This window comes from Anatilimnocola aquadivae (assembly GCF_049819085.1).
In the GTDB taxonomy this organism is placed as follows: Bacteria; Planctomycetota; Planctomycetia; order Pirellulales; family Pirellulaceae; genus Anatilimnocola.
This window is the reverse complement of the sequence record NZ_CP187419.1, coordinates 1,080,321-1,105,492: the sequence shown is the minus strand read 5'-3', so window position 1 is coordinate 1,105,492 and position 25,172 is coordinate 1,080,321. Positions and strand designations below refer to the sequence as shown.

The following is a 25,172-nucleotide window of genomic DNA, read 5'->3' as shown; positions in this document are numbered from 1 at the left end:
AAAGTACGCAGGTTTTGGAATGTGACGGCAGGAACGACGCGATCGTCAATTTCGGTTGCGCGAACCCTGGTCGCCGGGAATTGGTCCTCAGTCCAACGGGTGCGTTGAACTGATTTTGTTGCGAGCGTTTTGCGAGAGGTCGGTAAGCGATGATTCGAGTGGGCATTCTCGGTGCGACGGGCTATACGGCACTGGAACTGATCAAGATTCTGCTGCGCCATCCCGAGGCCCAGATCACGGCGGTCACCAGTCGGCAGGAAGGACGTCCACCGATTTCGTCGGTCCATCCGTCCCTCACCGGCCGGCTCGATCTGCCGCTCGAAGACTTCGCTCCGGCCGCCGTCGCCGACCGCTGCGATTGCATCTTCAGCTGTTTGCCCCACGCCGCCTCGGCAGAATCGGCGAAGGCCCTGCTCGCTCTCGGCAAACGAGTGATCGACTTCAGCGCCGACTATCGGCTGAACGATCCCGTCTCGTACAAGCAATGGTACGACCACGACCATCCCGATGCCGGCCGACTTGGCAAAACGGTCTATGGCCTGCCGGAACTGTTTCGCGATCAGATTCCGAAAGCCGATTTGATTGCCAATCCGGGCTGCTATCCGACCTCGGCGATTCTGCCGCTCGCCCCGTTTTTGAAAGACGGCTGGGTCGACAATCAAGACATCATTGTCGATAGCAAGAGCGGCGTGAGTGGCGCGGGACGCACTCCCAAGCTGGGCACGCTCTATCCCGAATGCAACGAAAGCATCTCGGCCTACGCAGTGGGGAAGCATCGACACTCGCCCGAGATCGAACAGATTCTCGGCCGCGCGGCGGGCTCCGATCCGCAGATCATCTTCACGCCCCATCTCACTCCCATGGACCGCGGCATTCTCACGGTCAGCTACAGCAAGCCGAAGAAGTCGTTCACCGAAGCCCAGGCTCTCGAGCACCTGAACGCGGCTTACCACAACGAACCGTTCGTGCACGTGGTCAAGCATTTGCCCGCGACGAAGGATGTGGCCCACACGAACAACTGCCATATCACGGCTCGGATCGTGGGCGGCCGTCTACTGCTGATCAGCGTGATCGATAACCTCATCAAGGGTGCCTCTGGTGCTGCGGCTCAGAACTTCAACCTGATGTACGGTTTCGCTGAAACCACGGCGCTGCAGTAAGGCTGACTTCGAGCTACTTCCGTTTAACAATAAGCACGACCATCTCCGAGATAACCATGTCCATCGAAGTTCCAGCCGGCTTTGTCATGAATGGCGTGCATGGCGGCATCAAGAAGGTTGCCACCAAGGAAGACTTCACGCTCATTCATTGCCCCCAGGGCGCAACGGCCGCGGGCGTCTATACGCAGAATCTGGTCTTTGCCGCGCCCGTGGGTTTCGACCGGGCACGAACACCTTCGGCGAATATTCGTGTGGTTGCCGTGAATAGTGGCAATGCCAATGCCTGCACCGGCGAGCGTGGCCTGAACGATTGTCGCGAGATGGCGCGCCTCGCTGCGGAAGCTGTCGGCGAAGACGAATCAACGGCGCTCGTGATGTCGACCGGTGTCATCGGAGTCTTCTTGCCGATGGAGAAGATTGCCAACGGTGCCAAACTGGCCGCACAAAAGCTGGGCAACGACGAAGCGTCGTTTCTGGCCGCAGCACGCGGCATCATGACGACCGATCAATTTCACAAGGTCATCTCCAAGCAAGTAAATGTCGGCGGACGGACTATTCGCCTCGCAGGCATGTGCAAGGGTGCCGGCATGATTGGCCCGAACATGGCCACGATGCTGGCCATCATGCTGACCGATGCTCCGCTCACGCCTGCAGACGCGCAGCGAGTCCTCAAGGCCGCGACCGACGAGAGCTTCAATTGCATCAGCGTCGAAGGGCACATGAGCACCAACGACACGCTGTTGCTCCTGGCGAGCGGCGCGGCCGGTGGCGAACCGCTCAGTGGCGATGAACTGACAAAGTTCCAGGCTGCTCTTACCGACGCCTGCATCGAACTCGCCCAGCAAATTCCTGATGACGGTGAAGGGGCTTCGCACCTCATCTGCATCGAAATCACCGGCTGCCAGACCGTGGCCGATGCTCAGCAAATTGCTCGCACCGTGGCGAACAGCGCCCTGGTGAAGACGGCGGTCGCGGGAGCAGATCCCAACTGGGGACGCATCGTTTCGGCAGCCGGCTATGCAGGGGTGCCGTTCAATCCCGATGGCGTCGGCCTGATCGTTAACGGCCACGAACTTTATCGCGCGGGTGCTCCGGTGGCCTTCGATGCCAAGACCGTCTCGACTGCGATTAAGTCGGAGCGGAAGACCCAGGTCAAGCTCACCTTCAGCGAAGGCTCGGCCGTCGGTCGCTTTTGGACGAGTGACCTCAACGTCAACTACGTCCGCTTCAACGCCGACTATACGACCTAGGCATGCGAGATTACTTCAGAGCACCCCGCCATCATCTGCAAAGTTGTTGAAATGTCGAGCATACCCATCGATACCCGGGAACAACACTCGACTGGTGCAGTTCATCTCATTCAGGTAACGACGTATCTCTGGAAAAAGTTTCTCTGAGATCACAAGTCGGCGATGAGTCTTCTTGTTTGCAGTAAAGATATCATTAAAAGTTCGTTCTTGGTTCATCGAAAACACAAATGTTCCCTTCTGAATCGCCAAGCGTTCATTTGTGAAGTAGGGAACATCTTCATAGAGGACATCTTCAGTATGCGCGCCTTTCTCGATGTTCTCGCGGATTAATATATTGAAGTCCTTTTTAGCTTTTTTGCCAAGCGACCTGCTATCAAGAGCCCATACGACGCAATCGTTGTCCGCAGATTCATACGCGAAGTGTAGGGCGATCCAGAATGAGCGTGTGAAATCAAGAAAGCGTGTTGGTGCCCCGTAATGCTGCATTAGCGCTAACCACTCGACGTAGTGATCGGGATGCGGAACACGCAAAAGATATCCGTGGCAGTGCCGACGAAACTCATAGATGGATAGTTTTTCAAAGCGGCATGGATTCATTTTGCATCGTCTGGCTGCACGCTCGAGGGATGTATCGAGTTCCCAATTCGGAGAACGCATGCCTCGAAACAACCAGCCACGGTGTCTATTCGAAAACTGCTGCAATTCCGCGAAACTCGTTACCGGCGTTTCATCCATATTAACTCCAGATAATTAGCGTACGGAAATCCTTAGTTTCTCCCTACTTCCCCTTCGCAGCCAACACCGCTGCATAGCCGAGAATGTCACCCTGCTCTTGGCAATGGCTGAGCACGGCGTCGAACTGCCTGGACTGGGTCGCTAGTTCCATAAGCGAGGGAGCCATGCCGATCGGCGCGACGGTCTTGGGGTTCAGCTTGATAGCTGCGGCGATTGCCTCGGCAGGCTTGCCGAGTCGCGCGAGCAGATCGACGTAGGTTTCGAGCGGCACACTGCCGTGATACTGCGGATCGAGCATGTCAGCCTTTTGCTGAAAGTAGGCGATCGCTTCGTCGATGTTCTCGCCCAGCAGCGAATGAAAATAGAGAGCATTCGACGGGTACTGATCGGCGAAAGGCTCATCCCCCTGATACTGAAACTGCTGGCTCAAGCGGCGACCGTACTCGGTCAGATCGAGCGCCATGCGCAGATCGGCTGGGTCGGTCAGCACGCGAGAATTGCGGACGGTCGCGGCCAGATGGGTTGTATCGATGTGATAGGCATTTTCGAAGAAGAGCCATTCGCGATCGCGAATCAGTTCCAGGAGCGTGTTCTCGCCGGGCGTACTTCCTTCCTGACGAGCAATGTCGTGCTTCACACTCCCCAGCAGATCGCTATGAACCTTCTGCAGCAACTTGCGCGCGGCGGGCTGTTGTTCGTGACGCGGCCGGCGAGCAACCGACTGCTCGTACTGGGTGATTGAACTGCAAGTGCCGTATTGGTCGATCATCAGCTGAAAGCCGCGGCCGATATCGACACCTTCGTGCAGCAGCACCTCAATCAGCTCTTCCGTATTGTCTTCGTCGGGTACCACTTGATCGAGCAGCGCGCGAGCCTCTGCTGCTTCGCCAACCGGACGCAGGTACATGTAACCTTCGCGAACCTTTCCTTCTTGAATCAGCAGCGAACCGACTTCGCGGCAAGCGGTAATCAGGCCGTCTTCGAGATCCTTGCGCAGGGCTTCACTGAGGCCGTCGCTTCCTTCGCTCGACTGCAGTGGCAATCCTAGTCGCAGGCGAAGTTGCATCTTGAGAGCTTCGAACAGTTCGTGGTACCGCTTCTCTTTACGCAGTTGCTCGGCTGCCTGTTGCAGCACCGCCGCGGCTCCCCCTTGGGCGAGCGACGCCTGCAGTTGCTGAAAGAGGGCCGGGTTGGCAGTTGCAGGGGCAGCAGCACTCATGGAAAACGCTCGTGGGAACGTGGAAAGGAAGGAATTGCGGGTGGGTGGGCAAGCACCCATCGTACCACCGGCCGCGCGGCATCGGCTACTGGTTGCGGAATGCCAGCTTCGCTAATCTGACCGGCTGTACTCACCTGAGCCGGAAGCGTCAGCGCCCGGAGATTTTCTAGATTGAATGAACGGAAGTACTCTCCGGGCGCTGACGCTTCCGGCTCACGAAACGACAGAGACAAGCCGGCCTGCTAACAACAGCCAGCTAGTGCACAAGCCGTTGAACCCCCGCCGCAGGGGCGGGGGCGTGCAGTTCCATTTAACGAGACTTTGTTCATGCCTAAAATCTTGATGCCGCTCGGTGATGCCACCGAAGCGCTCGATACGTTCTATCCCTTCTTTCGTTTGCAGGAAGCCGGCTACGAGGTTGTCGTCGCCGGTCCCGAAGCTCGCCTGTATCACACGGTGCTGCACGAGATTCCGCCGGATTCGAGCATCCCTTGGGATATCACGCAGGAACGCCCGGGCTACTTCATTCGGGCGACGCTGGCCTTTCGCGATTGCCGCGGAGCCGACTTCGCCGGCATGTTCATCAGCGGTGGTCGAGCGCCGGAATACATCCGCTACGATCAAGACCTGCTCCGCGTGACGCGCGAGATCTCCGCCGCGGGCAAACCGATCGCTTCCGTTTGTCACGGTGTCGAAATTCTGACTGCCGCCAGCATCATTCAAGGAAAGAGCGTCGCCACCGTGGCCAAGTGCCAGCTCGATGTCGAACAAGGTGGCGGCAAGTATGTGAATAAAGAAGTGGTGATCGATGGCTCGCTCATCTCCTCGCGCACCTGGCACGATAACGCTCCGTTGATGCGTGAGTTCTTGCGCCTGCTCGACGCGGCGAAATGATTGGTTCAAACGCGGCTGGCGAAGCATACTGAAACGATGACCGACTTGGTACGACAACTTTGACTGAGGTAGCCATGAACGCAAACCAAGTCCCCGCGCGCGACACGACGATCGTGCGCCATATTGCCTGGAAAGAAGTCTTTCCCTGGCTCATTTTGCTGCGCGTGTTTCGCGTAGCCATCGCTCCCGGTCCATTGATGCTGGCGACTGGCGCGCTGGCCATCTCTTCGCTGGGCTGGTGGTGCTGCGGGGCATTGCTGACGAATCGAGAGTTCCACGAGTTCCCGCCGGCACAAGCTCCGTTTAATATTCCCGATGCCGCCGCTAGCTACTTGCCCGCAGGTGCCTCCGATGTGCTGCTGCCGGTACAGAGCCTGGCGCTTCCCGCCCGGCAATTGTTTCGCGATCAGATCACGTTCCGGCATGTCGTGTTCTACCTACTCGGGTTTCTCATCTCGACCGTGGTGTGGACCTTTGTGGGCGGCGTGATCACGCGGCTGGCGCTCGTTGAACTAGGAACCGAGCAAAGCTACGACTGGGTCGATGCCGTTCGGTACGTTGCTCGACGTTACGTGCAATACCTGATGGCTCCGCTTGCGCCGTTGCTCGCGATCTTTGGCTTGGGTCTGCTCCTGGTCCCGCTGGGCTGGCTGATGAACCTCGGCGTGGGCGTGCTCATTGCCGGAGTTCTCTGGATCTTGGTGATTGCCCTGGGCCTCGTCGCTGCCTGGCTGATCGTTGGACTGCTGTTTGGTTGGCCGCTGATGATTGCCGCCGTCGGTGCCAAACGCGATGGAGACGCCCTGCAAGCTTTCAGTGAAGCGTTCTCCTATGTCTATGGCAAACCGCTCCATTACTTCTTCTATGCCATCATCGCGCTCGGCCTGGGTGGGCTTGCGCTCGCCGCTGTTCACTTGTTCGCCGATGTGGCCGTTCAGTTCGGCTTTTGGGCGACCTCTTGGGGTGCCGGCGCCGACGATATTCGCAAACTGCGCGAGCATCTGAATGCCATCGAGCTTCGCCAACCGATTGGAGAAACGACCGCCTTCAGCACGGGAGCTTGGCTCATCAGCCTGGTTCTCGCGCTGGTGAAGGTGATTGTTCAAGCTGCTGCGTACAGCTACTTTTTTGCTGCTGCCGCCGCCATCTTCCTGTTGATGCGCAAAGCGGTCGACGACAAGGAAATGGACGAAGTCCACATGGAAGACGAAGACGTGCATTTGGAAACGGCTCGCCGGGCGATGCTGAGCGACGAAGCGGCCACCGCCGGTTCGCCGGAAGCCGCTTCGACCGTTTTGCCACCCAAGGATGAGGACGTGGCAGAGTAATCTGCCGCGAGCGTGCCCATCGTGACGGTCACTCAAGGAACGCTCCTCGCGCTGGCCTTCCTGGCGACAGCCTTCGTCATTTGGCTGTTCTATTTGCGGCTCTTCAGCCGCTTTGCACCGCACCAGGCAATCATCTGGGGCTTCTGCTATCTCATCACCCGTTGGCAGTGGCGAGCCAAGTTGCCGACCAGTCTGCCGATCCCTGAGGAGACCGGCGCGGTGCTGGTGTGCAATCATCGCAGCAGTGTTGATCCCTTCTTTTTGCAAACCGTCTCGCCGCGCAAAATCCATTGGATGGTCGCCCGCGAGTATTGTGTGCACCCAATCTTCGGCCTCTTCCTGAAGATGTGCGAAGTGATTCCCGTGGGTCGTGGCGGCGTCGATACGGCGGCCACCAAGACCGCGCTGCGCCACACCGCGGGCGGCGGTCTCGTGGGCATGTTCCCCGAAGGGCGAATCAACATGACCGAGCAACTGCTGCTGCCGTGCAGACCCGGCGCTGCCGTCGTGGCGATGAAATCGCGAGTGCCGATGTTGCCGGTCTATATTCAGGGATCGCCCTATCGCAAAACAGCGTGGAGTCCGTTCTTTCTGCGGGCGAACGTCGTCGTCCGTGTTGGCCCGCTGATCGATATCAGTGAGTACTACGGCCGCGAAGGCGAAACCGAGATCGTCCAACTCGTGATGCTCCGCGTGCTCAAAGCAATCGCCGTCCTGGCCGAGCAACCCGACTTCGAACCGCAACTCGCCGGTCGCAATTGGAAACCCACCGACGCGCAAATTGCCGCCGACGTCGCCGCCAGTGAAGAGCGGCGAAAGAAGAGTTCGTCGTAGCTCGCGGTCGGCCTACCTTAGAAAGCCGGGGGAAAAAATTGCCTGGCGGCGTTTGACAAAGAATCACGCTTCGGGCAGATTTCAGTTGGGTGGGTTTGGCGGGCAAACGCCGGGCGGGCTGGCGACGGTGTGGCCGACGCACGCGCCTGAAGTTTGTGCGAAGAACAGTCACTGGCAGTTCGAGAGTCGCAAGAACGTGGTTATCAAACGGTTATCACCATTTCAGCAAAAATCGCGAGTTTCTTTTCCTAAGTTCAACTGCAGCTGGATGTTCCAGCAAGCAGTTATCGCGCAGAAAAGGCTGAAAAGGTTATCAAAAGTGGTTATCAGAGGCCAGATTTAGGCACGACTTGCTCCTTGAAAACTTGGTTGAATGCCGCTGGAGTCGAGGTCTGAATCGACGTAACTCCAGGCAAGCGGAAACAGAGGGTGTTCACTAACCGGCAGGGTTTGTGAACACTCAGGCGCGCCGCACCCGAGAGATATGGCAGGTCGCGTTCACAAACCTGGCTGGCTTGTGAACAATGTTTTCCCGACGAGGCAATCAGATTGAGGAGTTACGGCGATCGTAGGCCGGCAACAAGCGGTACTCCGCGAAGTTCCGGCAGATAGAAAGCAGGCCGCAGCGAGTGCAAAAACCAATGAACCACCGAGGCAGGGGCCGTGGCGTGATATCCAAATAGATCGCTACGGTGTTTGGCGCAGGTGCCCGGCGGTGGACTGAAAGTATTTGGTCCGGCGAGTGATGATGAGTTCCTGAGTTTCTTCCTGCTGCAGGCGCAGGTCGGCATAGTTGGCCTGGCAATAGCGGCAGCCAATCTGCTCGAGATGAAAGCGAATGTAGTTCGCGTGCTCGTTATCGAGCACGCCGAGCAGGTAACTTCCCAGTTGCTGACGATCGGGACAACTGAGGCGATGGCGACGCCAAATCTCACCCACGCTGTGCAAGCCGGCATCGCGGCGGCCGAGAATGATCGACAAGCGGCGGAGCAACTCGGGACGCTGGCGAATCTCAGCTTCGATGGCGGCCATTTCATCCGCGGCCAGCGTTTCTTCGAGATACGCTTCCAGTTCGGCATCGGTTAGGCGTCGAGGAGTGGTCATGGTTGCAACCGCGGTTAGGCGGGCCCCTCATCTGCCAGTTCAGGGAAAACTTCAGCCGACAGTTCCTGCTTCTTTACCATCGTGCGCAGCCGGGCGATAAAATCGAACTTGTAATTGGCCACTTGTTGTTCGGACAGCTTGAGTTCTTCGGCGACTTCTTTGTTGGCCCAGCCACGGACGAAGAGTAGCTCGGCGCACATCAGCTTTTGCCATTCGCTTTTCTCTGCCCAGCGTTCGATTTGATCGCGGAGGGCAGCGGCGACGGCCCGCTCTTCCATGTCCTTGCGTTCGCCACTACGAGCGATGCTGCTCGCGGGGCGTTCGCTGCCGGCAATGTGCCATTCGCCCGATGAATCGTTGCTGCTGGAGAGTGGCACCGCCGGACGGCGACCTTCGCGGCGCAAGTGATCGGTCAGCTTGTATGCGCAGATCGAAAACAGATAGCCTTCGAGCGGACGTTTGCCGTCAAAGTTCGGCAAGCTGTTGAGAAAGCCGAGAAACGCTTCCTGCACGATGTCTTCGCTGGGGGCCCGTCTTCCCAGGCGACTCTCGACAAACGCGAGCAGCCGCCCCTCGTAACGAGCAATCAGGTCGGTCCAAGCATCCGCTTCGCCGTCCCGAATTCGGTCGATCAGGAGAGTATCGGCATCGGACAACGCAGTGTTCCAGACAGCAAGAGACCAACGACAGGCGAAGGCAGTTCTACAACCAGTAGATCCACCATTTCGAAACCAGGGCACTGGTCGCGACAATGGCTAGTATTGCCGCGGCAGCCATGAACTGCAAGCGACTGGTGTAGTAGCCACGGGTCGCGTTATCGAGGCGGAAGTAACCAAAAATTGTGGCTAGCACCAGCAACACCCCGCCGCCGATGAGGCCCGTCTCGGCCAAACGATAGGTGGCCCGCATTTCACCCCACCGACGATCGAGCTCGTCACGAAACTCCGGCGGAAACTCAATCAGCGCATGTACCTGATGCATCGGGCCGATCGAAACTTTGATCTTCTCGTGATAGACGTTTTGCGGTGCCAGCAATCGCTGCTTGATTTTCGGCACGTCATAGCTGATGAGCTGCGGAGCTAGATCCGATTGCAAATGTTGGCGAATGTAGTCTTCGGTGGCAGTGATCAGTTTTTTATCGAGCGCCTGCACGGCCTGCTGATGGGTAGCATACGGATCAGAACAGACGGCCGTCGAGTGAATCGATCCTTCGCGCTGCGGAGCCTGGCCTACCCAACTGGGGCGACCCGGCGGAATGTACACCACGTCTTCGTCGTCTTCCGAATAGATCTTGATGCCATCGGCAGTCTGCTCCGCCGGTTCGAAGAAGCGGCTTTCGTCGTTGGGGACAACCTTGGGCTGTTCCGCGGGAACTTGTGGAACCGCCGGAGTTTCTGGCGATGACGAAGTTTCCATCGGGGGAACGACCGGCTTCTCGATGTCTGGCAACGCGGCGAAACCGCTGCCCACGAGCGCTGTCAGCACCAGCGAAATACCGACGCAGAGCGAGCCGAGGGTACTTTGCACCAGTGGTGATAAACGTCGAGCAGCAAAAGGCTGCGCGGCAATTCCCAAGCAAATGATGGCGACGATGATGACGAGTTCCATAACGAAGTTCCTATCCAAGCAAGCCGATTTGTCTGTCTTGTTCACCGAGACGAGGCGATCGGCTTATCCAATCAAGTTCCGTTGAAAGTTATGCCGCAGCGCCGTGCGATCGGACGACGACAACCAACTGGCCGACAACTGCACGCTCACACTGATGGCCCCGGCGAGCATGATTCCCCAAGGTTGCGGGAAGGGCCAAGCCAAACTCCACAACCAAGCGACCAGCAGCGTCACGGCCAGCGAACGAATCTGCAATCGCGATGTTCGCAGCGGATCGGTCTGGCTCCACCAGCCCACGGTGGCAAACACCGCGGTGAAGTACGCGAGGAACGCCGTCAGGCCCGGCACGCCTGCCGCATCGTACATGCTGCGGCTCGCCAGCGATTCGCTGATGTCTTTCGCCGCGAACGTGTGACTGTACGGTCCGCCGATCATCAGCAGTTGGCTGGCACCAAAGGCCACTACCGCCAGAATCAAGCCCAGCACGATTTGCACAAAGCGCCTTTTCATCTGTTCGCCCGAGCGGGCTTCCCAGAACTTGCCGGCGAGCAGCGCGAGCCACGAGCCAGCCGTGCTGGTGATGGTCAGCCAGGCGTAGAACGTCCAGGTAGCCACGCCGCCGTGTTGCAGGTTCTCGCCATTCACGACGAGCATCAGCAAACAGAGCACCGCGGAAATAACTGCCGAGGCAAGCATCGAACCCGAGAGTTCGCCCACGCGATCGCCGGCGGTCTTCATCGACAGGGCATGACGCCCGTGCGTTTCCAAGCTGAACGTGCGGCGCTGCGGTATCGGCCGCATCGCATCGGGCGAGGGAATTGGCGAAGCGCTCGTGCCGGCCAGGGCCAACATGCGCACCCCGAGATACAGCACGTACACCGCCGCCAGGGCAATGAGCACCGGCCCCAGCCAGAAGCCATTGACCACGGCCAGCACGGTCACCGCCAGAATCAAGGCGACCTTGACCGGCGTGTTCAGGCTGCTGTGATTCCACCACTGCGCGAGTTGGCCGCCGCTATTGCGCACGGCCGCGGCAATCGGCTCCGGTGGAGTCGTGGTCGGCACAAACTGCGCGCGAGGAGCGACGCCCCGTTGATTCATTGGCAGGGGCGAAGGAGTTTTTCCATTCGCCTTCTTGTGAGCCTGTTGCATCGGGCCGAAGTGCATTTCGCGCTCATCGTCGCCGATGTAGAGCGGAGCTTCGCTATTCACAGGCACTGCGGTGAACACAGGCTGCGACACTTTCGGCGCGATTAATTTGGCACCAGGATCGGCAGCGGCGGAGAACGCAGCGAGCATTTCTGGCACGTTGGCAAATCGCTTTTCGGGATCCTTGAGCAGCGCCCGTTGAATCACCCCACGATAAGCACCCGGCACTGCCGACAGATCGGGGTCGGCGGTCAGGTGCTTCATGATGATTTCGTGGCTGCTCTCGCCATCGAACGGTACGCGACCGGTGAGCAGTTCGTACAAGATGACGCCCAGGGCATAGATATCGATTTCTTTGCCGTAGACGCCCTTGCCGATTTCGGGGGCCATGTAGTGGAACGTACCGACGCTCTCGGTCTGCCCGCTGCGACGGCTGCACGAAATGAATTTCGACAGGCCGTAGTCGCCCACCTTCACGTAGTTTTGATCTTCGAAAATATTGCCGGGCTTCAGGTCGCGGTGAATCAGCCCATTGTCGTGCAGGTACGCCGTACCCGCGGCGATGCCTCGGAACCAGAAATCGACCTGGTCGCGCGGCAAACCATTGGGGTTGCGATCGAGCACGTCCTTCAGGCTCGGCCCGGCGACGTATTCCATCACGATCCAGGCGTCGCCGTGGTCGTCGTAACGAATGTCGTACAGGTCGATGAGGTTCGGGTGCTTCAGATTGAGGCACTGGCTCGCGCCGCGCAGCTCGACCTCGAGATTCCGCTCGACATGCTTGAGCGCAAGTTCTTTGCCGGCAGCAGTCGTGGCAAAATAGACTTCGCCGAAACCGCCGCGACCAATGCCGCGCTTGATGGTATAGCCATCGAACGGTCGGACGCCGCTGGCAAACGTAAACTTGATGCCGCCGGCCGGCTTGGGCGATGCTTGGGCATCGCGCTCTTCGGCGTTAGGTTCTTCGGCGTTGGCGGGCATGATAGCGGCTCGCAATGTCATCGGTCCACTTTCTACGCGAAGGAGTGTTCCTGGGGTGCTTTCCGGGAGAAGTCATTCACTGCTTCGTCCGCTGCGGAAAGTCACTGCCGTGTGAGGCAAGACCCGTTTCGCTCTCCTGGTGTTCGCTGCGCAGCCGCGAATCTTGGCGGGAATCCGCGAACGATTTCACGCCAGCGGTTTCCCCTTCCGGCAACCGCGCAGCAAGCTCTCCTTCATAATACACGTGCAGACGTTACTTCGTTTCATAACTCCTTGAAATTGAAGCAGTTGGCAGCTTTGATATCATCCCTGCCCGGCTCCCTTTCAATCACGCCCCCGGGCCTGCCCCGGGGGTTTAACGGCTTGTGCACTAGCGGGTTATGTTGCGCGCCAGCCAACGCAAAAGACGTTAAACCCCTGCCGCAGGGGCAGGAGCGGTGAAAGCCGACCAACAACCCATTAAACAATTTCGACCGGTTCCAAGCTAAGCGAAAAATCGGGCCCGACGATCCGCGAACGGACGTTGAGTCGGCCACGCCCCTCCTGCAGTTGGCCATCGATTTCGAGCGACTGCATCGCCCGGCAGAACAGGCTTTCTTCCTGCCGGTAGAGCACTACGTCCCCTTGCCAGTCTCGGCAAATGACATGGTTCTGCCACTTGGGCCCGAGCACCGCCGACTCTGCCATCAGCAGGACGGCGTCGGCAAACGGATGGGTGCGGTGATTGCTTAGTATTTCGAGCCGAGCCGAAGCACTCAGGGCATGCGGCTTGCGAAACCGCAGCTTGACCCCTTCGCCCAGTTCAATTTCGTCGCCGTCGTTCAAGAGTGCTGGGGTGCGGATATCTTTGCCGTCGATGCGGACGCGCGCTTGCCGCGCTGCCATGGCACTGACGTGGTTATCTCGCGTCGTTTCTTTCGCGGCCAGGGGATCGAGCACGTAGCCCTCTCCCTGACGCTTGATGCTCACATGTCGGCGGCGAATATCGGCCTGGATCGGCACATCGACCTGGTTACCGGGGTGAGCCTGGCCGATGACGACTTCGTCGGCCAGACACACCAAATAGCCGCCGACCGCATCGACCCATAACAAAAATCGAGGCCCGCGACTGAATTTGATGTCGCAGTCTTCGACGCCTCCCAAAAGTGTCGAAGCCCAAGGCTGCGTTTCTCGCATCACCCGCGAATCGCCGAGCTTGCCGCCCACTTCGGCCCAGGCTTGGCGGCGGGCGTTGCGAGCCAGGCGACATTGGGGGGAAATCTGCAGCAGTTGTTCGGAGAGGGCTAGGGTGTGTGTCCAATCGGCAGCCGCCAGCGACACATGCAGTTGCTCTTGCACCAGGCGGGCTTGCTCGGCAGCGTCACGCGTCTTCTTCAGCAGGTCTTCGAGCGGGGGGAGATCGGGGCGCAGTGTGGTGGCGGCTTGCAACTGCTCAATCGCTTCGACGAACTGACCTCGCTCCCGCAGCTTGGTGGCCGATTGCAGCCGACGAGCGACCTCTCGCAGGGAATCGAGCGAAACACCTTTGACTTGCTTGCGGGCGAGGGCATCAATCCGCTGCTGCGCGCCGGCGGCATCTTCAGCGGCCAGATAGCGGACGACTTCACTCAGAGAGGCATCGACCACTGCGCGTTGTGCGGCCAGATAGTGAGTCGTTTCGCCCGACCATTGCTTCGCCAGGTCGAGATCTTGCCAGGCAGCATCGAACTCACCGCGACGGGCTCGTTCCACGCTTCGTTTGCTCGCGGCAATGGCCACATGCGCTAGCAGTTGCTTGATCGGCAAGTAACTCAGCAGATCGCCTTGCTGCAAGATGGCGGCGGCATCTTCAAGCCGGCCTTGCTGAAGCGCAGTCTCGGCCTCCTTCAGCTTGAATCGCCACGCAGCAAACATGTTGGATTCCGGATTGACTTCCCAAGCGACGACGAAATTGAGTGCCGCGGTCGCAGCCTCAACTTCTATTTCGCCCGACGCGACCCTTCCTTGTCAACTGCAGGCAAAGAATTCTCAGAAACTTACCCGCTCGCAGGGGAAACATTGGCTTGCTTGCCGGCAGGCAATGGACGATGATTGAACGTAGTCGACTCATGCCCTCTCCTCCCTCCTTTGAGACGCTGCCCACTTCCCACCCCGCCGATCTGATCGCGAAAGGTGAACGATGTCACCACGCAGCTTGCGTCTTTCCTGCCTCTCGGGCTTACTCCTCGCCCTCGGGCTGTTGGTATCCGTAGCTCGGGTGTCTGCACAAGAAAAAGAGCCCGCCCCAGCGGCCAGCCAAGAGCCGACCAAAGAACAACTGGCGGAAGGCATCCGTTTTTTTGAGACCAAAGTGCGACCAATCCTGGTGGCACACTGCAACGACTGCCACGGGGCCGATGAGCAAGAATCTGGCCTTCGCCTCGATACCTGGACCGGTCTTGCCAAAGGTGGCAAAGCGGGTTCGCTCATCGTCGCCGGACAGCCCGATAAAAGTCTGCTGATCGCGGCCATCGGCTACCAACTGCCCGATTTGCAAATGCCGCCCGAGAAGAAGCTGGCCGATCGCGAAATCGCCGATCTGACCGCTTGGATCAAAATGGGCGCGCCGCATCCCGATCGAGTAGCAGGCACACCGCTTGCCCAAGAGAAATTCGATCTCGCCAAAGCGCGGCAATTTTGGTCGCTGCAACCGATCGCCGATTCGGCTCCGCCCGCCACGCAAGATCCAACTTGGGGCACTTCGCCCATTGATCAATTCATTCTAAAGGAACTGGAAGCGAAGAGCCTGCGTCCCGCTCCGTCAGCCGACAAGCTCACGCTGTTGCGCCGGGCGACATTCGATTTGACGGGGCTGCCACCGACTCCGGAAGAAATCGCGGCCTTCGAAAACGATGATTCCCCCGGCGCGTTTGCGAAAGTAGTCGACCGATTGCTTGACTCGCCCCACTACGGTGAGCGCTGGGGGCGACACTGGCTCGATGTGGCCCGCTATGCCGATTCGAATGGCCTCGACGAAAACGTCGCCCATGGCAATGCCTGGCGCTATCGAGATTATGTTGTCCGCTCGTTCAACAGCGACAAGCCTTACGACCAGTTTCTGCATGAGCAGTTGGCTGGCGACTTGATGCCCGCCAGCGACACGGCGACGAAACACGAACGGCTCATCGCCACCGGTTTTCTCTCGCTCGGCCCGAAGGTGCTGGCTGAAGTTGACAAAACCAAGATGGAAATGGACATTCTCGATGAACAGGTCGATACGATCGGTCGGTCGATTCTCGGACTGACCTTTGGCTGCGCCCGCTGCCACGATCACAAGTTCGATCCCATCCGCGCCGAAGACTACTACGCGCTGGTCGGCATCTTCAAAAGTACGCGGACGATGGAGACCTACACCACCATCGCCAAGTGGTGGGAAAATCCGCTCGCTCCGCCCGAAGAAGTGCAGCGCAAAGCCGCCTACGACAAACTGGTTGCCGAACAAAAGGCCGCCATCGACGCGCTCGTGAAGAAGAACAAAGAGTTGCTCACGAAGTCTGGTATGGAACTGCCAAAAGAGTTCGAACCGCTATTTCCTGTCGACGTGCAAACCGAACTGAAAGTTCGTCGCGAACAACTCGAGACGCTCACGAAAGCCGCGCCACCCGTACCAACTGCGATGGGAGTGATCGAAGGCAAAGTCACCGACGTTCCGATTCACATTCGCGGCAGTCACCTGGCCCTGGGCAAAATGGTGCCGCGAGGCTTTCCCGTCGTACTCGTATCGACGGAGCAAAAACCTTTCGCCGCCGAAACCAGTGGCCGTTTGGAGCTTTCGCAGTGGCTGACTCGCCCCGAGCATCCGCTCACCAGTCGTGTGATGGCCAATCGCATTTGGCGCTGGCACTTTGGCCAAGGGCTGGTCTCGACGCCCGACAACTTCGGCCGCCTCGGTGAAGCACCTTCTCACCCTGCGCTGCTCGATTGGCTCTCGCGGCAGTTCATGCAGAATGGTTGGTCGATCAAATCGATGCACCGCCTACTGATGCTCTCGCAAACGTATCAAATGAGCAGCACCTTCAGCGCGGCCGGTTCCGCTGCCGATCCAGAAAATCGTCTTTACTGGCGGATGCCTTTGCGGCGTCTGGAAGCCGAAGAGATTCGCGACGCTATTCTCGCTACCAGCGGTCTGCTCGATCGCTCAGCGGGGGGCTCGCTGCTGCATGTCGGCAATCGCGAGTTCTTTTTCGATCACACCTCGAAAGACGGCACGAAGTACGACAGCTTGCGTCGTTCGCTCTACTTGCCCGTGGTCCGCAACAACCTGTACGACGTGTTTCAACTGTTCGATGCAACCGATGCGACGGTCCTTGATGGCAATCGCGCCAGCACCGTCGTCGCGCCGCAAGCCCTGTTCATGATGAATAGCGATCTGGTGCTGAAGGCCAGCGACAACCTCGCCAAAACCGTGCTGGCCGGCGAGTTCTCCCCCGCCGACCGTATCCAGCGGCTGTACCTGCAAGTGTACGGTCGAGTTGCCACCTCGGCCGAGATTGACCGCGCAGAGGCTTATCTCACTCGCACCATTTCGCAGAATCCGCAAGATCAACAACGAGCCTGGTCATCCTTGTGCCACGTGCTGTTTGCCGCGAATGAGTTTGTGTATTTGCGTTAGGTTCTCTGTGGATATTCTCCTCTCTTGCTCCCTCGCCTCGGTACTCCGGGAAGAGGGTTGGGGTGAGGGGAGAACCGCTGACAACTCCGATCACCAAAGCTGATAATCCTCTCGATTGATCCCCAACTCACAACCCGCCTTCATCCATTATGAGTAGCCATATCGATCGAGCCTCAGCCCCTCACCCTAGCCCTCTCCCCGGAGTACCGAGGGGAGGGGACTTCATGGTCCCTGCAGCTTCACCTCTTTCACGTCGCGCGATGCTCAAGAACGCGGCGACCGGTTTTGGCTACTTGGCTTTTGCCTCCATGCTTGCGGGCGAGAAACCAGCCGTGGCCGCCGGTCCGCTCGCGCCGAAGGTGCCGCACTTTAGGCCGCGCGCGAAGCGTGTGATTTTTCTGTTCATGAAGGGTGGCCCTTCGCAGGTCGATACGTTCGACCACAAACCGCTGCTGACGGAGAAAGACGGTCAACCCGTTCCCTTCGCGAAGCCGCGCGTGCAGTTTGCCCCGACCGGCAACTTGCTCAAGAGTCCTTGGAAGTTTCAGAAGTACGGCCAAAGTGGCATCGAGGTCAGCGAGCTCTTTCCGCACGTTGCGAAGTGCGTCGATGACCTGTGCATCATCAATTCGTTGCACGGTTCGAATGCTGCGCACGGCGGTGCCCTGCTGAAGATGCACACCGGCAGCGACTCGTTCGTCCGCCCCAGCATGGGTTCGTGGGTTACCTATGGCCTCGGCACCGAAAATCAAGATCTTCCCGGCTTCGTTACCATCTGCCCCACGCTCGCGCATGGTGGCGTGAAGAATTGGAGTTCCGCGTTTCTGCCCGCTCCGTATTCCGGCACGCCGCTCGGCAATGCGAGTGTCCCCGCCACGCAGGCGCAAGTGAAATACCTGAGCAATCCGGCCGTCGATCGCAATCTGCAGCGGCAGGAACTCGATTTTCTCGCCGAACTGAATCGCGAACATCTGAAAACCACCGGCCCCGATCAAGCACTTGAGGGTCGCATCGATTCCTTCGAGCTGGCCTTCCGCATGCAGAATGCGTTTCCGGTCATCGAAGACCTCGGCCGCGAGACAGCAACCACTCGAACCGCGTACGGCCTTGATGACAAGGTAACCGAGAACTTCGGCCGTCAATGTCTGCTCGCGCGGCGGTTCATCGAGCAAGGGGTGCGCTTCGTGCAGGTCACGCACAGCGATGCGGCCGTACAGTGGGATCAGCACGGCAACCTCAAAACGGGTCATGCCAAGAATGCGCTCGAAGTCGATCGTCCGATTGCAGCTTTACTTACTGACCTCAAAACCCGTGGCCTGCTCGACGATACACTCGTCTTGTGGGGCGGCGAGTTCGGTCGCACGCCGGTGGCTCAAGGAAACGATGGCCGCGACCACAATCCCGAAGGCTTCACGATGTGGCTGGCTGGCGGCGGCGTGAAGCCGGGCATCAAGTACGGTGCTACCGACGAGTTTGGCTATTACGCGGTCGAGAACAAAGTGCACGTGCATGATCTGCATGCCACGATCCTGCACTTGCTCGGGCTCGATCATCAGCGATTGACTTACCGTTACGCCGGCCGCGACTTCCGCCTGACCGATGTTGCTGGTCATGTTGTGAAGGGTATCATCTCCTGATGCTGTTTTCTGCTTCAGGATGAAGGCAAGTCTTTCGCGAACGCGACCAGATCGGTTCGTTCGAACCAGCCCAGTTGCTCCCAAAAGAACTTGCCTTGTGCATTGTCGGCGACCAGGAAAATCGTGCAGCGGCCGATTCCTTCTTTCTCCAGCAAGTTGAGCGAGCGTGCCACCAACTCGCGAGCAATTCCTTGTCGTCTAAACTTGTCGGCGACGGCCAGATGATAGAGATAGCCTCGCCGCCCATCATGACAGCAGAGCACCGCGCCCGCGATTTCACCTTCGACGCGCGCGGCCGTGGATAGCCCAGGGTTGCGCAGCAGAATGCGTTCAAACTCCTCGCGAGTTTCGCTGGCGCGCACTCCGGGGGCGGTGTTCCAGAGCGTCATCACGGCGTCGTAATCGCCGGGCAATAGTTCGCTGAGCGTGTATTTTGCGGGGCTTGGCATACGGTTCGCTTTCTCGCGGCAATCACTGAGGGCGTGAATTGGCGGATGATCGCCAGCGCCGCCCTCAAGTGCCGTGGAGCAAGGGTTTTAGCCTGCGAAGTGGCAACTGCAAACAGGTGCCACTTCGACGGCAGGAAAAACTTGCTCTTGTAAAATTTTCAATCCTGGCCCACATTGGGGCCTGTCGCATCAGCCCCCGCAAAGGCTGGCGCGACAACTCCACACGAAACTGCCGGAAGCTCTCGCAAGGGATCTGCGACCGACCGGCAACGAACCCAGCAGGGAAGCTATCGAAGCCGTGAAGGACGTAGTGACACGTTCACTATGCCTTGGTTCGCGCGCTGCATTGGCTCCCCTCAGCTTTCAAGGAGGGAAGCCATGTCCGTGCTATCTTCGCTCGTGTTACTCGCCGTTTGTGCTGCCGGGGCAGACCCCGTGCTGGTGCAATTTCACTCGACCAACTGTGGTCCCTGCAAATCGATGCAGCCCGTGGTGCAACGCCTGGCCAACGAAGGCTATCCGCTGCAACAGGTCGACACCGATCAGCAGCCACAACTGGCCCAGCAATTCAAAGTTCGCAGCCTGCCGACGTTCATTTTGTTCGATCGCGGCCGCGAGGTAGAACGCATCGAAGGGCCTGCCACCTTCGATCAATTGGCCACGGTCATCGGCCGCACTGGCTTCAAACCAACGGTTGCCGCCCAGACTGTCCAGCAGCAACCGCCGCAAGAACAATTCGTCAGCACTCCCAGTGCGCAGCAGCTGACACCCACGCAGGGCTATGTCGACAACTCGCGTGGCGCTCCGCAACTGTTGGGCGGCCCTGCTGCTGCCGGTGGCCAAAACGCTTCGCCCGAACAACGGGCCGCTTGGGCCACGGTGCGCTTGAAAGTCGAAGATGCTGGCGGCTATGGTTTCGGCACGGGCACCATCATCGATCGGCACGACGAAGAAGCACTCGTCATGACGTGCGGCCATATTTTTCGCCAGTCACAAGGCAAGGGCAAGATCTCGGTCGACCTGTTTGCTCCCGGAGCCGGCAAGTCGATTGAAGGGCAATTGATCTCCTTCGATCTCGAACGCGACGTCGCTCTCGTCAGCATTCGTCCTGGCATCAAGATCGATCCAGTTCCCGTGGCCCCAGCCGATTACACCATCGCTCCCCGCGATCGCGTCTTCACCATTGGCTGCGACAAAGGCGCCGACCCCAGCTTGGTGCCGAGCCACGTGCTGCAAGTCAATCGCTACCAAGGTGCCCCGAACATTACTGTCGCTGGCCAGCCTGTCGGTGGTCGCAGCGGTGGCGGATTGTTCGCCGAGAATGGCATGCTCATCGGTGTCTGCAACGCAGCCGACGAAAAGGGAAACGAAGGCCTGTACGCGGCGCTCGCTTCGGTTCATTGGCAGCTGGATCAGATCGGCCAATCGGCGATCTACAAGCGGACGCCAGCCATGCAGGTGAATCAGATTGCCGGCAACAATGCCGCTCCGCCGATCATGCAGACGAATCTCGAAATGCCCCGCTCGATGCCGAATCTCGCGGCTGCTCCCACTCCTCCAGCAATGCCGTCGAGCATGCCTGCTGCCGGCATGAGTGCGGCGGCAATGGGCACAGCCTCAATGGGAGCCGCGATGGCTTCCCCGGCTGCTCGCGATTTAGCTGGTGTGGCCGGCTTGCCTGCCGATGATACCGAAGTGATTGTCATCGTCCGTTCACGTTCGAATCCAACTCGCCAAAGCGAGATCTTTGTGATGGATCGTCCCCCGGCCGAGATGCTGCAGCAGTTACAGGCCGCGGGTCGCCCGGCAGCGCGTGGCACGTCGCAAGACTTGCTGCAGAATGCCACGAGGCTGGGCCAAGCAGGCGATTTTGGCCGTACCGACGGTGCGCCCATCGTCCGTGGCCAGTCGCAATAGTTACAGGCCGGATAATCGGACCTTGGCGAAAAAGAGCCTCGCCCCCAACTAGCGGGGCGAGCGGGCATTCTGCGCCGTAGATTTGAGGAACCGTGGGCCAGCGTTTGTTGGCTCCCCAATCACTCTCTCGGAACGCCGGCCATGCTGACCACGCTCATGCTCATGTCACTAGTGATGATGGTCAGCGTGGGCAATTTGGCATTGGGATACGGACTGGCCGTCCATCTGGGCCACGGTCCCGCCGCCGGCTGGCAAGCGCTCCTATTCTGGAAGAAGGGGCACACGGTAGCCGCAGCCACCGATGGCCACGCCGCTCCAGCTCCGGCGGCAGTTCATGCAGCGCCGGCCAAGACTCATCACTAACGCCGCAGCAAGCGTCCCGGGAAAAGCACGTTCACAAACCTCGGCAATTGTTATGATGAATTGTGCGTATCTTCCGGCAAAAGCACGATCCTTATAATCAATTATGCAGCGGTTTGTGAACACCCCTCCGATAGGTGGCTGTGTCGGTTATTGGCAGCAGCCGCTTAGTGCTTGGCGACATCGGGCTTCGGGATTCCCAGGAACGAACTACCGTTGTCGGTAGTGCAGGCATCGCCATTGGTTTCGTTGGGGGTGTAGCTCCAGGGAGCTGCTTTGTTTTCATCGCCAAAGCAGATACCCAGCGCACGCGCGGCTTGCACGGCCGAACAACCTGGGTTGACCGATGACAGCTTGATGGCGTCCAGCAGCGAGACATGTCCCATGTCTGGCGGCCAGTAAGTGACCATCTGACCGAACTTTCGTTCGATGATCATGCGCACGGCATGCGCACCATACTGCGTGGCGAGTACGCGATCGAAGGTCGTTGGCGCACCACCTCGTTGCAAGTGACCCAGCACCACGGTGCGAGTTTCTTTGCCAAGCCGCTTCTCAATTTCAGCGCCCACGATGTTGCCGATGCCACCCAGGCGAACCTGCTTTTGCTCGCCGCGACGTTCTTGGGTGACTAGCGCACCGCTGGGGAGTTCAGCTCCTTCGGCAACGACGATCAGCGTGAACTTTTTGCCTCGTTGCTCGCGCGTGATGACGGCCTGGCAAACCGTTTCGAACGACCACGGAATTTCGGGAATCAGAATCACATCGCCGCCGCCGGCAACACCCGCATACAGGGCAATCCAACCGGCATGGCGACCCATTACTTCCAGCACCATCACGCGCTCGTGACTGGCGGCCGTCGTGTGCAGGCGGTCGAGAGCGTCAGTCGCACAGAACACCGCGCTGAAGAAGCCGAACGTAAAGGCCGTGCTCGACAGATCGTTGTCGATCGTCTTCGGCACGCCGACGACGGGGATACCCTGCTCGTGAAACTGCTGGGCAACCGCCAGCGAGCCGTCACCACCGATGCAAATGAGCCCGCTGATATTCAGGTGCTCCATCGTGGTCTTTACGCCAGCGATCAGCTCTGGATCGAGTTCCAGTCGGTCGTTCACGCCGACCGTCGCGGCAAAGCGACCTTTGTTCGTCGAGCCGAGAATCGTACCACCCTGGCCGAGAATGCCGGTGGTGTTCTTATTGTTGAGGGGAATGTAGCTGACCGGGTCGACGAGTCCTTCGTACCCTTTGAGAAAGCCGACCACGTCGTAGCCGTGAGTGCCCGCCGCCTTCACGACGCCACGGATCACTGCATTCAGACCGGGGCAGTCGCCACCAGCCGTCAACACGCCGATTCTTTTCGGACCGTCTGCCATGCTACTCTCTCCTGATAAATCGCACCCGCTGGTTTCATTGTAGCGATTGTGCGTTTTGTCTGCCCGCAGCGAACGTGCGGCTCGTTTGCGAGTGAGCCAAGCTCACCGCAGCTTGCGAAGGGAGACAGAAACGCCGAACATGGAGAGGTTCGTGCGTTTAGTCTGGCTACCCACCCGAACGGACGCAAGTAGCTGATGAATTTTTCGGATGCGTCGCCCCAGCGGCATCAGCGAATGCCCCGGTTGTAATGAACCTGTTGTAATTCAGAAACGGAAAGTCCTATGAAGCACAGCGTAATGCCTCTAACGGTTCCTCTTCTGTTGGGTGTGTTTTTCGGCGTAGTTGCGCCAAGCCTCCTCTCTGCCGCCGAGCTAACCGAATCGGTCGTCTTCAAGTCCGGCGAAGATGGCTATCACACCTACCGCATTCCCGCTTTGCTGACTTCGCCCAAGGGATCGCTGCTCGCCTTTTGCGAAGGGCGAAAGACCGGGCGGGGCGATGCCGGCGATATCGACCTGGTCATGAAGCGGAGCAGCGACGGCGGCAAAACGTGGTCGAAGCAGCAACTGGTGCTTGAGGACGGGGGCGATGCCAAAGTCACGATTGGCAACCCTTGCCCGGTCGTCGATCACGAAACCGGCACCATCTGGCTGCCGCTCACTCGCAACAACGACACGGTCCTGATGCTCTCTTCGACCGACGATGGCGTGACCTGGTCGGTGCCGCAAGACATCACCAAGACGGTCAAAAAAGACAATTGGAACTGGTATGCCACCGGCCCGGGCAACGGCATTCAACTGACGCAAGGGAAGTATCGCGGCCGGCTGGTGATACCCTGCGATCATAAGCTGAAGGACGAAAAAGAGAAGAACCACGGCTTTCGCTCGCACGCGATCTATTCCGACGATCATGGCAAGACGTGGCAGTTAGGTGGTGTGCTCGATCCCATGACCAACGAATGTGCGGTCGCGGAACTGGAGAACGGCACTCTGCTGATGAATATGCGTAGCTACCGCGGCAAAGCCTGCCGCGTTGTCAGCCGCAGCACCGACGGTGGGCTCACCTGGTCGGAGTGTGTCGACGATCCCAATCTGGTCGAACCGGTATGTCAGGGCAGCCTGATTCGCGTCCCGGCGATCGAGAAAGCTGGAACGCACCTGGCGTTCAGCAATCCCGCTGATCCCAAGAAGCGACAGAACCTGACGATTCGACTCAGCCACGACGATGGCCAGACGTGGCCGAAAAGTCGCGTGATCTGCGCGGGCTCGTCGATCTATTCTTCGCTGGCCGTGCTACCGGGGAGCGATATTGGCGTGTTGTACGAGCGCGACAACTACAAAGAAATTGTCTTTACGCGTCTTTCGCTCGGCCAGATCGGCTCCGGCAAATAGTGATGACACAGAAATCGTCTGCCGAGATGGATCAACGGTTCATGCGGCGCGCGCTGGAACTGGCCGCGCGCGGGCAAGGCTCGGTGGAACCGAACCCGATGGTCGGCTGCGTGATTGTGCGCGCCGGGCAAATTGTTGGTGAAGATTACCACCAGCGTTATGGCGGACCGCATGCCGAGATCGAAGCGCTGCGCGCGGCCGGTGAAGCCGCGAAAGGGAGCACGCTCTACGTCACGCTCGAACCTTGTTGCCATTTCGGCAAGACTCCGCCCTGCAGCCAGGCAGTGATTGCCGCGGGTGTTTCGCGAGTCGTCGCAGCGATGCGAGATCCGTTCCCGCAAGTAAGCGGTCAGGGTGTGGCGGAGCTGCAAGCTGCCGGAGTGCAGATTGAACTTGGACTGCTCGAGCAAGAAGCTCGCGAACTGAATGCGCCGTACTTAATGCTGGTCGGCAATCGTCGCCCCTGGATCATCGCCAAGTGGGCCATGACGCTCGACGGAAAAATTGCTACCCGCACGGGCCGAAGCAAATGGATCTCAGGCCCCGAATCTCGTGAAGTCGTACAGCAACTGAGAAGTCGCGTTGATGCAGTTCTCATTGGCCGGCGTACCGCGGAGCTCGACGATCCACTCCTCACAGCTCGCTTAGCCACTGGCCAAAAACCAGCGCGCGTTGCCACTCGCATTGTCCTCGATTCGCAAGCTTCCCTTTCGCTGCACAGCCAATTGGTGAAGACCGCTCGTGAGGTGCCGCTGCTCGTTGTTACCAGCGAACAAGCTGAAGCGACGAAGGTTGCTGCGCTGCAGGCCGCTGGCGCGGAAGTGTTGTCCATTGCCGCGAGTTCTGCTGCCGAGCGATTGCGTGAACTTTTCAAAGAACTTGGCAAGCGCCGCCTGACGAACGTCCTCTGCGAAGGGGGCGGGCAACTGCTGGGCTCGCTCTTCGATGATCAACTCGTGGATGAAGTCCATTGCTTCATCGCACCGAAGATCTTTGGCAGCGCACAAGCGGCGGGGCCAGTTGCTGGGCAAGGGATTGAACTACCTGACTTGGCTGCCGATTTGGATGCGCCCGTCTGGCAGCAGATGGGCAGCGATTTGTATGTTCGCGGCCAGCTACGAAAAAGGGCCGAGTAAAAACTCGGCCCTTCGTAAT

General features: G+C 59.0%; 20 protein-coding genes. 11 read left to right on the top strand and 9 right to left on the bottom strand.

All coding sequences use genetic code 11. The features are described from left to right. Nucleotides 1-149 precede the first annotated feature (149 nt). Together argC and argJ are read left to right on the top strand one after the other, a co-directional pair. Nucleotides 150-1,160 carry an N-acetyl-gamma-glutamyl-phosphate reductase gene (gene argC / locus NA78x_RS04315; RefSeq protein WP_425617192.1) on the top strand — a complete coding sequence of 337 codons (1,011 nt, stop codon included), beginning with the start codon at nt 150-152 and terminating at the stop codon, nt 1,158-1,160. Nucleotides 1,161-1,216: 56 nt separating this feature from the next. Beyond that, nucleotides 1,217-2,410 carry a bifunctional glutamate N-acetyltransferase/amino-acid acetyltransferase ArgJ gene (gene argJ, locus NA78x_RS04310; protein WP_425617191.1) on the top strand — a complete coding sequence of 398 codons (1,194 nt, stop codon included), beginning with the start codon at nt 1,217-1,219 and terminating at the stop codon, nt 2,408-2,410. A 15-nt stretch (nt 2,411-2,425) separates the two neighbouring features. Here argJ and NA78x_RS04305 read toward each other — a convergent pair whose 3' ends face one another. Together NA78x_RS04305 and NA78x_RS04300 are read right to left on the bottom strand one after the other, a co-directional pair. Next, nucleotides 2,426-3,145, bottom strand: a complete 720-nt coding sequence (locus NA78x_RS04305) for an FRG domain-containing protein (protein ID WP_425617190.1) — start codon at nt 3,143-3,145, stop codon at nt 2,426-2,428. A 43-nt stretch (nt 3,146-3,188) separates the two neighbouring features. Further along, on the bottom strand, nt 3,189-4,364 hold the full coding sequence (locus tag NA78x_RS04300; RefSeq protein WP_425617189.1) for a hypothetical protein: 1,176 nt from the start codon (nt 4,362-4,364) through the stop codon (nt 3,189-3,191). 327 nt (nt 4,365-4,691) lie between these two features. Here NA78x_RS04300 and NA78x_RS04295 point away from each other — a divergent pair, with 327 nt between their 5' ends. From NA78x_RS04295 to NA78x_RS04285, 3 genes are all read left to right on the top strand, one after another. Further along, a complete protein-coding gene (locus NA78x_RS04295) occupies nt 4,692-5,258 on the top strand; it encodes a DJ-1/PfpI family protein (RefSeq protein WP_425617188.1) in 567 nt (188 codons plus the stop codon). A gap of 74 nt (nt 5,259-5,332) precedes the next feature. Continuing rightward, nucleotides 5,333-6,586 carry a hypothetical protein gene (locus NA78x_RS04290; protein WP_425617187.1) on the top strand — a complete coding sequence of 418 codons (1,254 nt, stop codon included), beginning with the start codon at nt 5,333-5,335 and terminating at the stop codon, nt 6,584-6,586. Nucleotides 6,587-6,607: 21 nt separating this feature from the next. Further along, complete coding sequence (locus NA78x_RS04285) at nt 6,608-7,420, top strand: lysophospholipid acyltransferase family protein (RefSeq protein WP_425617186.1); 813 nt, start codon at nt 6,608-6,610, stop codon at nt 7,418-7,420. Nucleotides 7,421-8,107: 687 nt separating this feature from the next. On the opposite strand, the gene NA78x_RS04280 is transcribed toward NA78x_RS04285, so the two are convergent. The 5 genes from NA78x_RS04280 to NA78x_RS04260 all read right to left on the bottom strand — a co-directional run bounded on the left by NA78x_RS04280 (nt 8,108) and on the right by NA78x_RS04260 (nt 14,155). Beyond that, on the bottom strand, nt 8,108-8,524 hold the full coding sequence (locus NA78x_RS04280) for a hypothetical protein (protein ID WP_425617185.1): 417 nt from the start codon (nt 8,522-8,524) through the stop codon (nt 8,108-8,110). Nucleotides 8,525-8,538: 14 nt separating this feature from the next. Then, on the bottom strand, nt 8,539-9,180 hold the full coding sequence (locus NA78x_RS04275) for an RNA polymerase sigma factor (protein WP_425617184.1): 642 nt from the start codon (nt 9,178-9,180) through the stop codon (nt 8,539-8,541). Between the two features lie 46 nt (nt 9,181-9,226). Next, nucleotides 9,227-10,132: a hypothetical protein gene (locus NA78x_RS04270; RefSeq protein ID WP_425617183.1), complete on the bottom strand. Its 906-nt coding sequence runs from the start codon at nt 10,130-10,132 to the stop codon at nt 9,227-9,229. 63 nt (nt 10,133-10,195) lie between these two features. Continuing rightward, nucleotides 10,196-12,262 carry a protein kinase domain-containing protein gene (locus NA78x_RS04265; protein WP_425617182.1) on the bottom strand — a complete coding sequence of 689 codons (2,067 nt, stop codon included), beginning with the start codon at nt 12,260-12,262 and terminating at the stop codon, nt 10,196-10,198. Nucleotides 12,263-12,721: 459 nt separating this feature from the next. Next, on the bottom strand, nt 12,722-14,155 hold the full coding sequence (locus NA78x_RS04260; protein ID WP_425617181.1) for an FHA domain-containing protein: 1,434 nt from the start codon (nt 14,153-14,155) through the stop codon (nt 12,722-12,724). Nucleotides 14,156-14,498: 343 nt separating this feature from the next. Here NA78x_RS04260 and NA78x_RS04255 point away from each other — a divergent pair, with 343 nt between their 5' ends. Together NA78x_RS04255 and NA78x_RS04250 are read left to right on the top strand one after the other, a co-directional pair. Further along, nucleotides 14,499-16,892 carry a PSD1 and planctomycete cytochrome C domain-containing protein gene (locus tag NA78x_RS04255; RefSeq protein ID WP_425617180.1) on the top strand — a complete coding sequence of 798 codons (2,394 nt, stop codon included), beginning with the start codon at nt 14,499-14,501 and terminating at the stop codon, nt 16,890-16,892. Between the two features lie 224 nt (nt 16,893-17,116). Further along, nucleotides 17,117-18,529, top strand: a complete 1,413-nt coding sequence (locus NA78x_RS04250; RefSeq protein WP_425617179.1) for a DUF1501 domain-containing protein — start codon at nt 17,117-17,119, stop codon at nt 18,527-18,529. A 14-nt stretch (nt 18,530-18,543) separates the two neighbouring features. Here NA78x_RS04250 and NA78x_RS04245 read toward each other — a convergent pair whose 3' ends face one another. After that, nucleotides 18,544-18,978 carry a GNAT family N-acetyltransferase gene (locus tag NA78x_RS04245; RefSeq protein WP_425617178.1) on the bottom strand — a complete coding sequence of 145 codons (435 nt, stop codon included), beginning with the start codon at nt 18,976-18,978 and terminating at the stop codon, nt 18,544-18,546. Between the two features lie 378 nt (nt 18,979-19,356). Between NA78x_RS04245 and NA78x_RS04240 the strand changes: the two genes are divergently transcribed. Then, on the top strand, nt 19,357-20,895 hold the full coding sequence (locus NA78x_RS04240; protein WP_425617177.1) for a trypsin-like peptidase domain-containing protein: 1,539 nt from the start codon (nt 19,357-19,359) through the stop codon (nt 20,893-20,895). 141 nt (nt 20,896-21,036) lie between these two features. After that, nucleotides 21,037-21,258 (top strand): hypothetical protein, encoded by a 222-nt coding sequence (locus NA78x_RS04235; protein ID WP_425617176.1) that lies wholly within the window; start codon nt 21,037-21,039, stop codon nt 21,256-21,258. Between the two features lie 164 nt (nt 21,259-21,422). Here the strand turns inward: NA78x_RS04235 and NA78x_RS04230 are convergent, their stop codons facing one another. After that, entirely contained in the window at nt 21,423-22,625 is a 1,203-nt protein-coding gene (locus tag NA78x_RS04230) for a 6-phosphofructokinase (RefSeq protein WP_425617175.1), read from the bottom strand. Nucleotides 22,626-22,907: 282 nt separating this feature from the next. Between NA78x_RS04230 and NA78x_RS04225 the strand changes: the two genes are divergently transcribed. Both NA78x_RS04225 and ribD read left to right on the top strand, forming a co-directional pair. After that, nucleotides 22,908-24,017: a sialidase family protein gene (locus NA78x_RS04225; protein ID WP_425617174.1), complete on the top strand. Its 1,110-nt coding sequence runs from the start codon at nt 22,908-22,910 to the stop codon at nt 24,015-24,017. A gap of 2 nt (nt 24,018-24,019) precedes the next feature. After that, a complete protein-coding gene (gene ribD / locus NA78x_RS04220) occupies nt 24,020-25,153 on the top strand; it encodes a bifunctional diaminohydroxyphosphoribosylaminopyrimidine deaminase/5-amino-6-(5-phosphoribosylamino)uracil reductase RibD (protein ID WP_425617173.1) in 1,134 nt (377 codons plus the stop codon). Nucleotides 25,154-25,172: the final 19 nt, after the last annotated feature.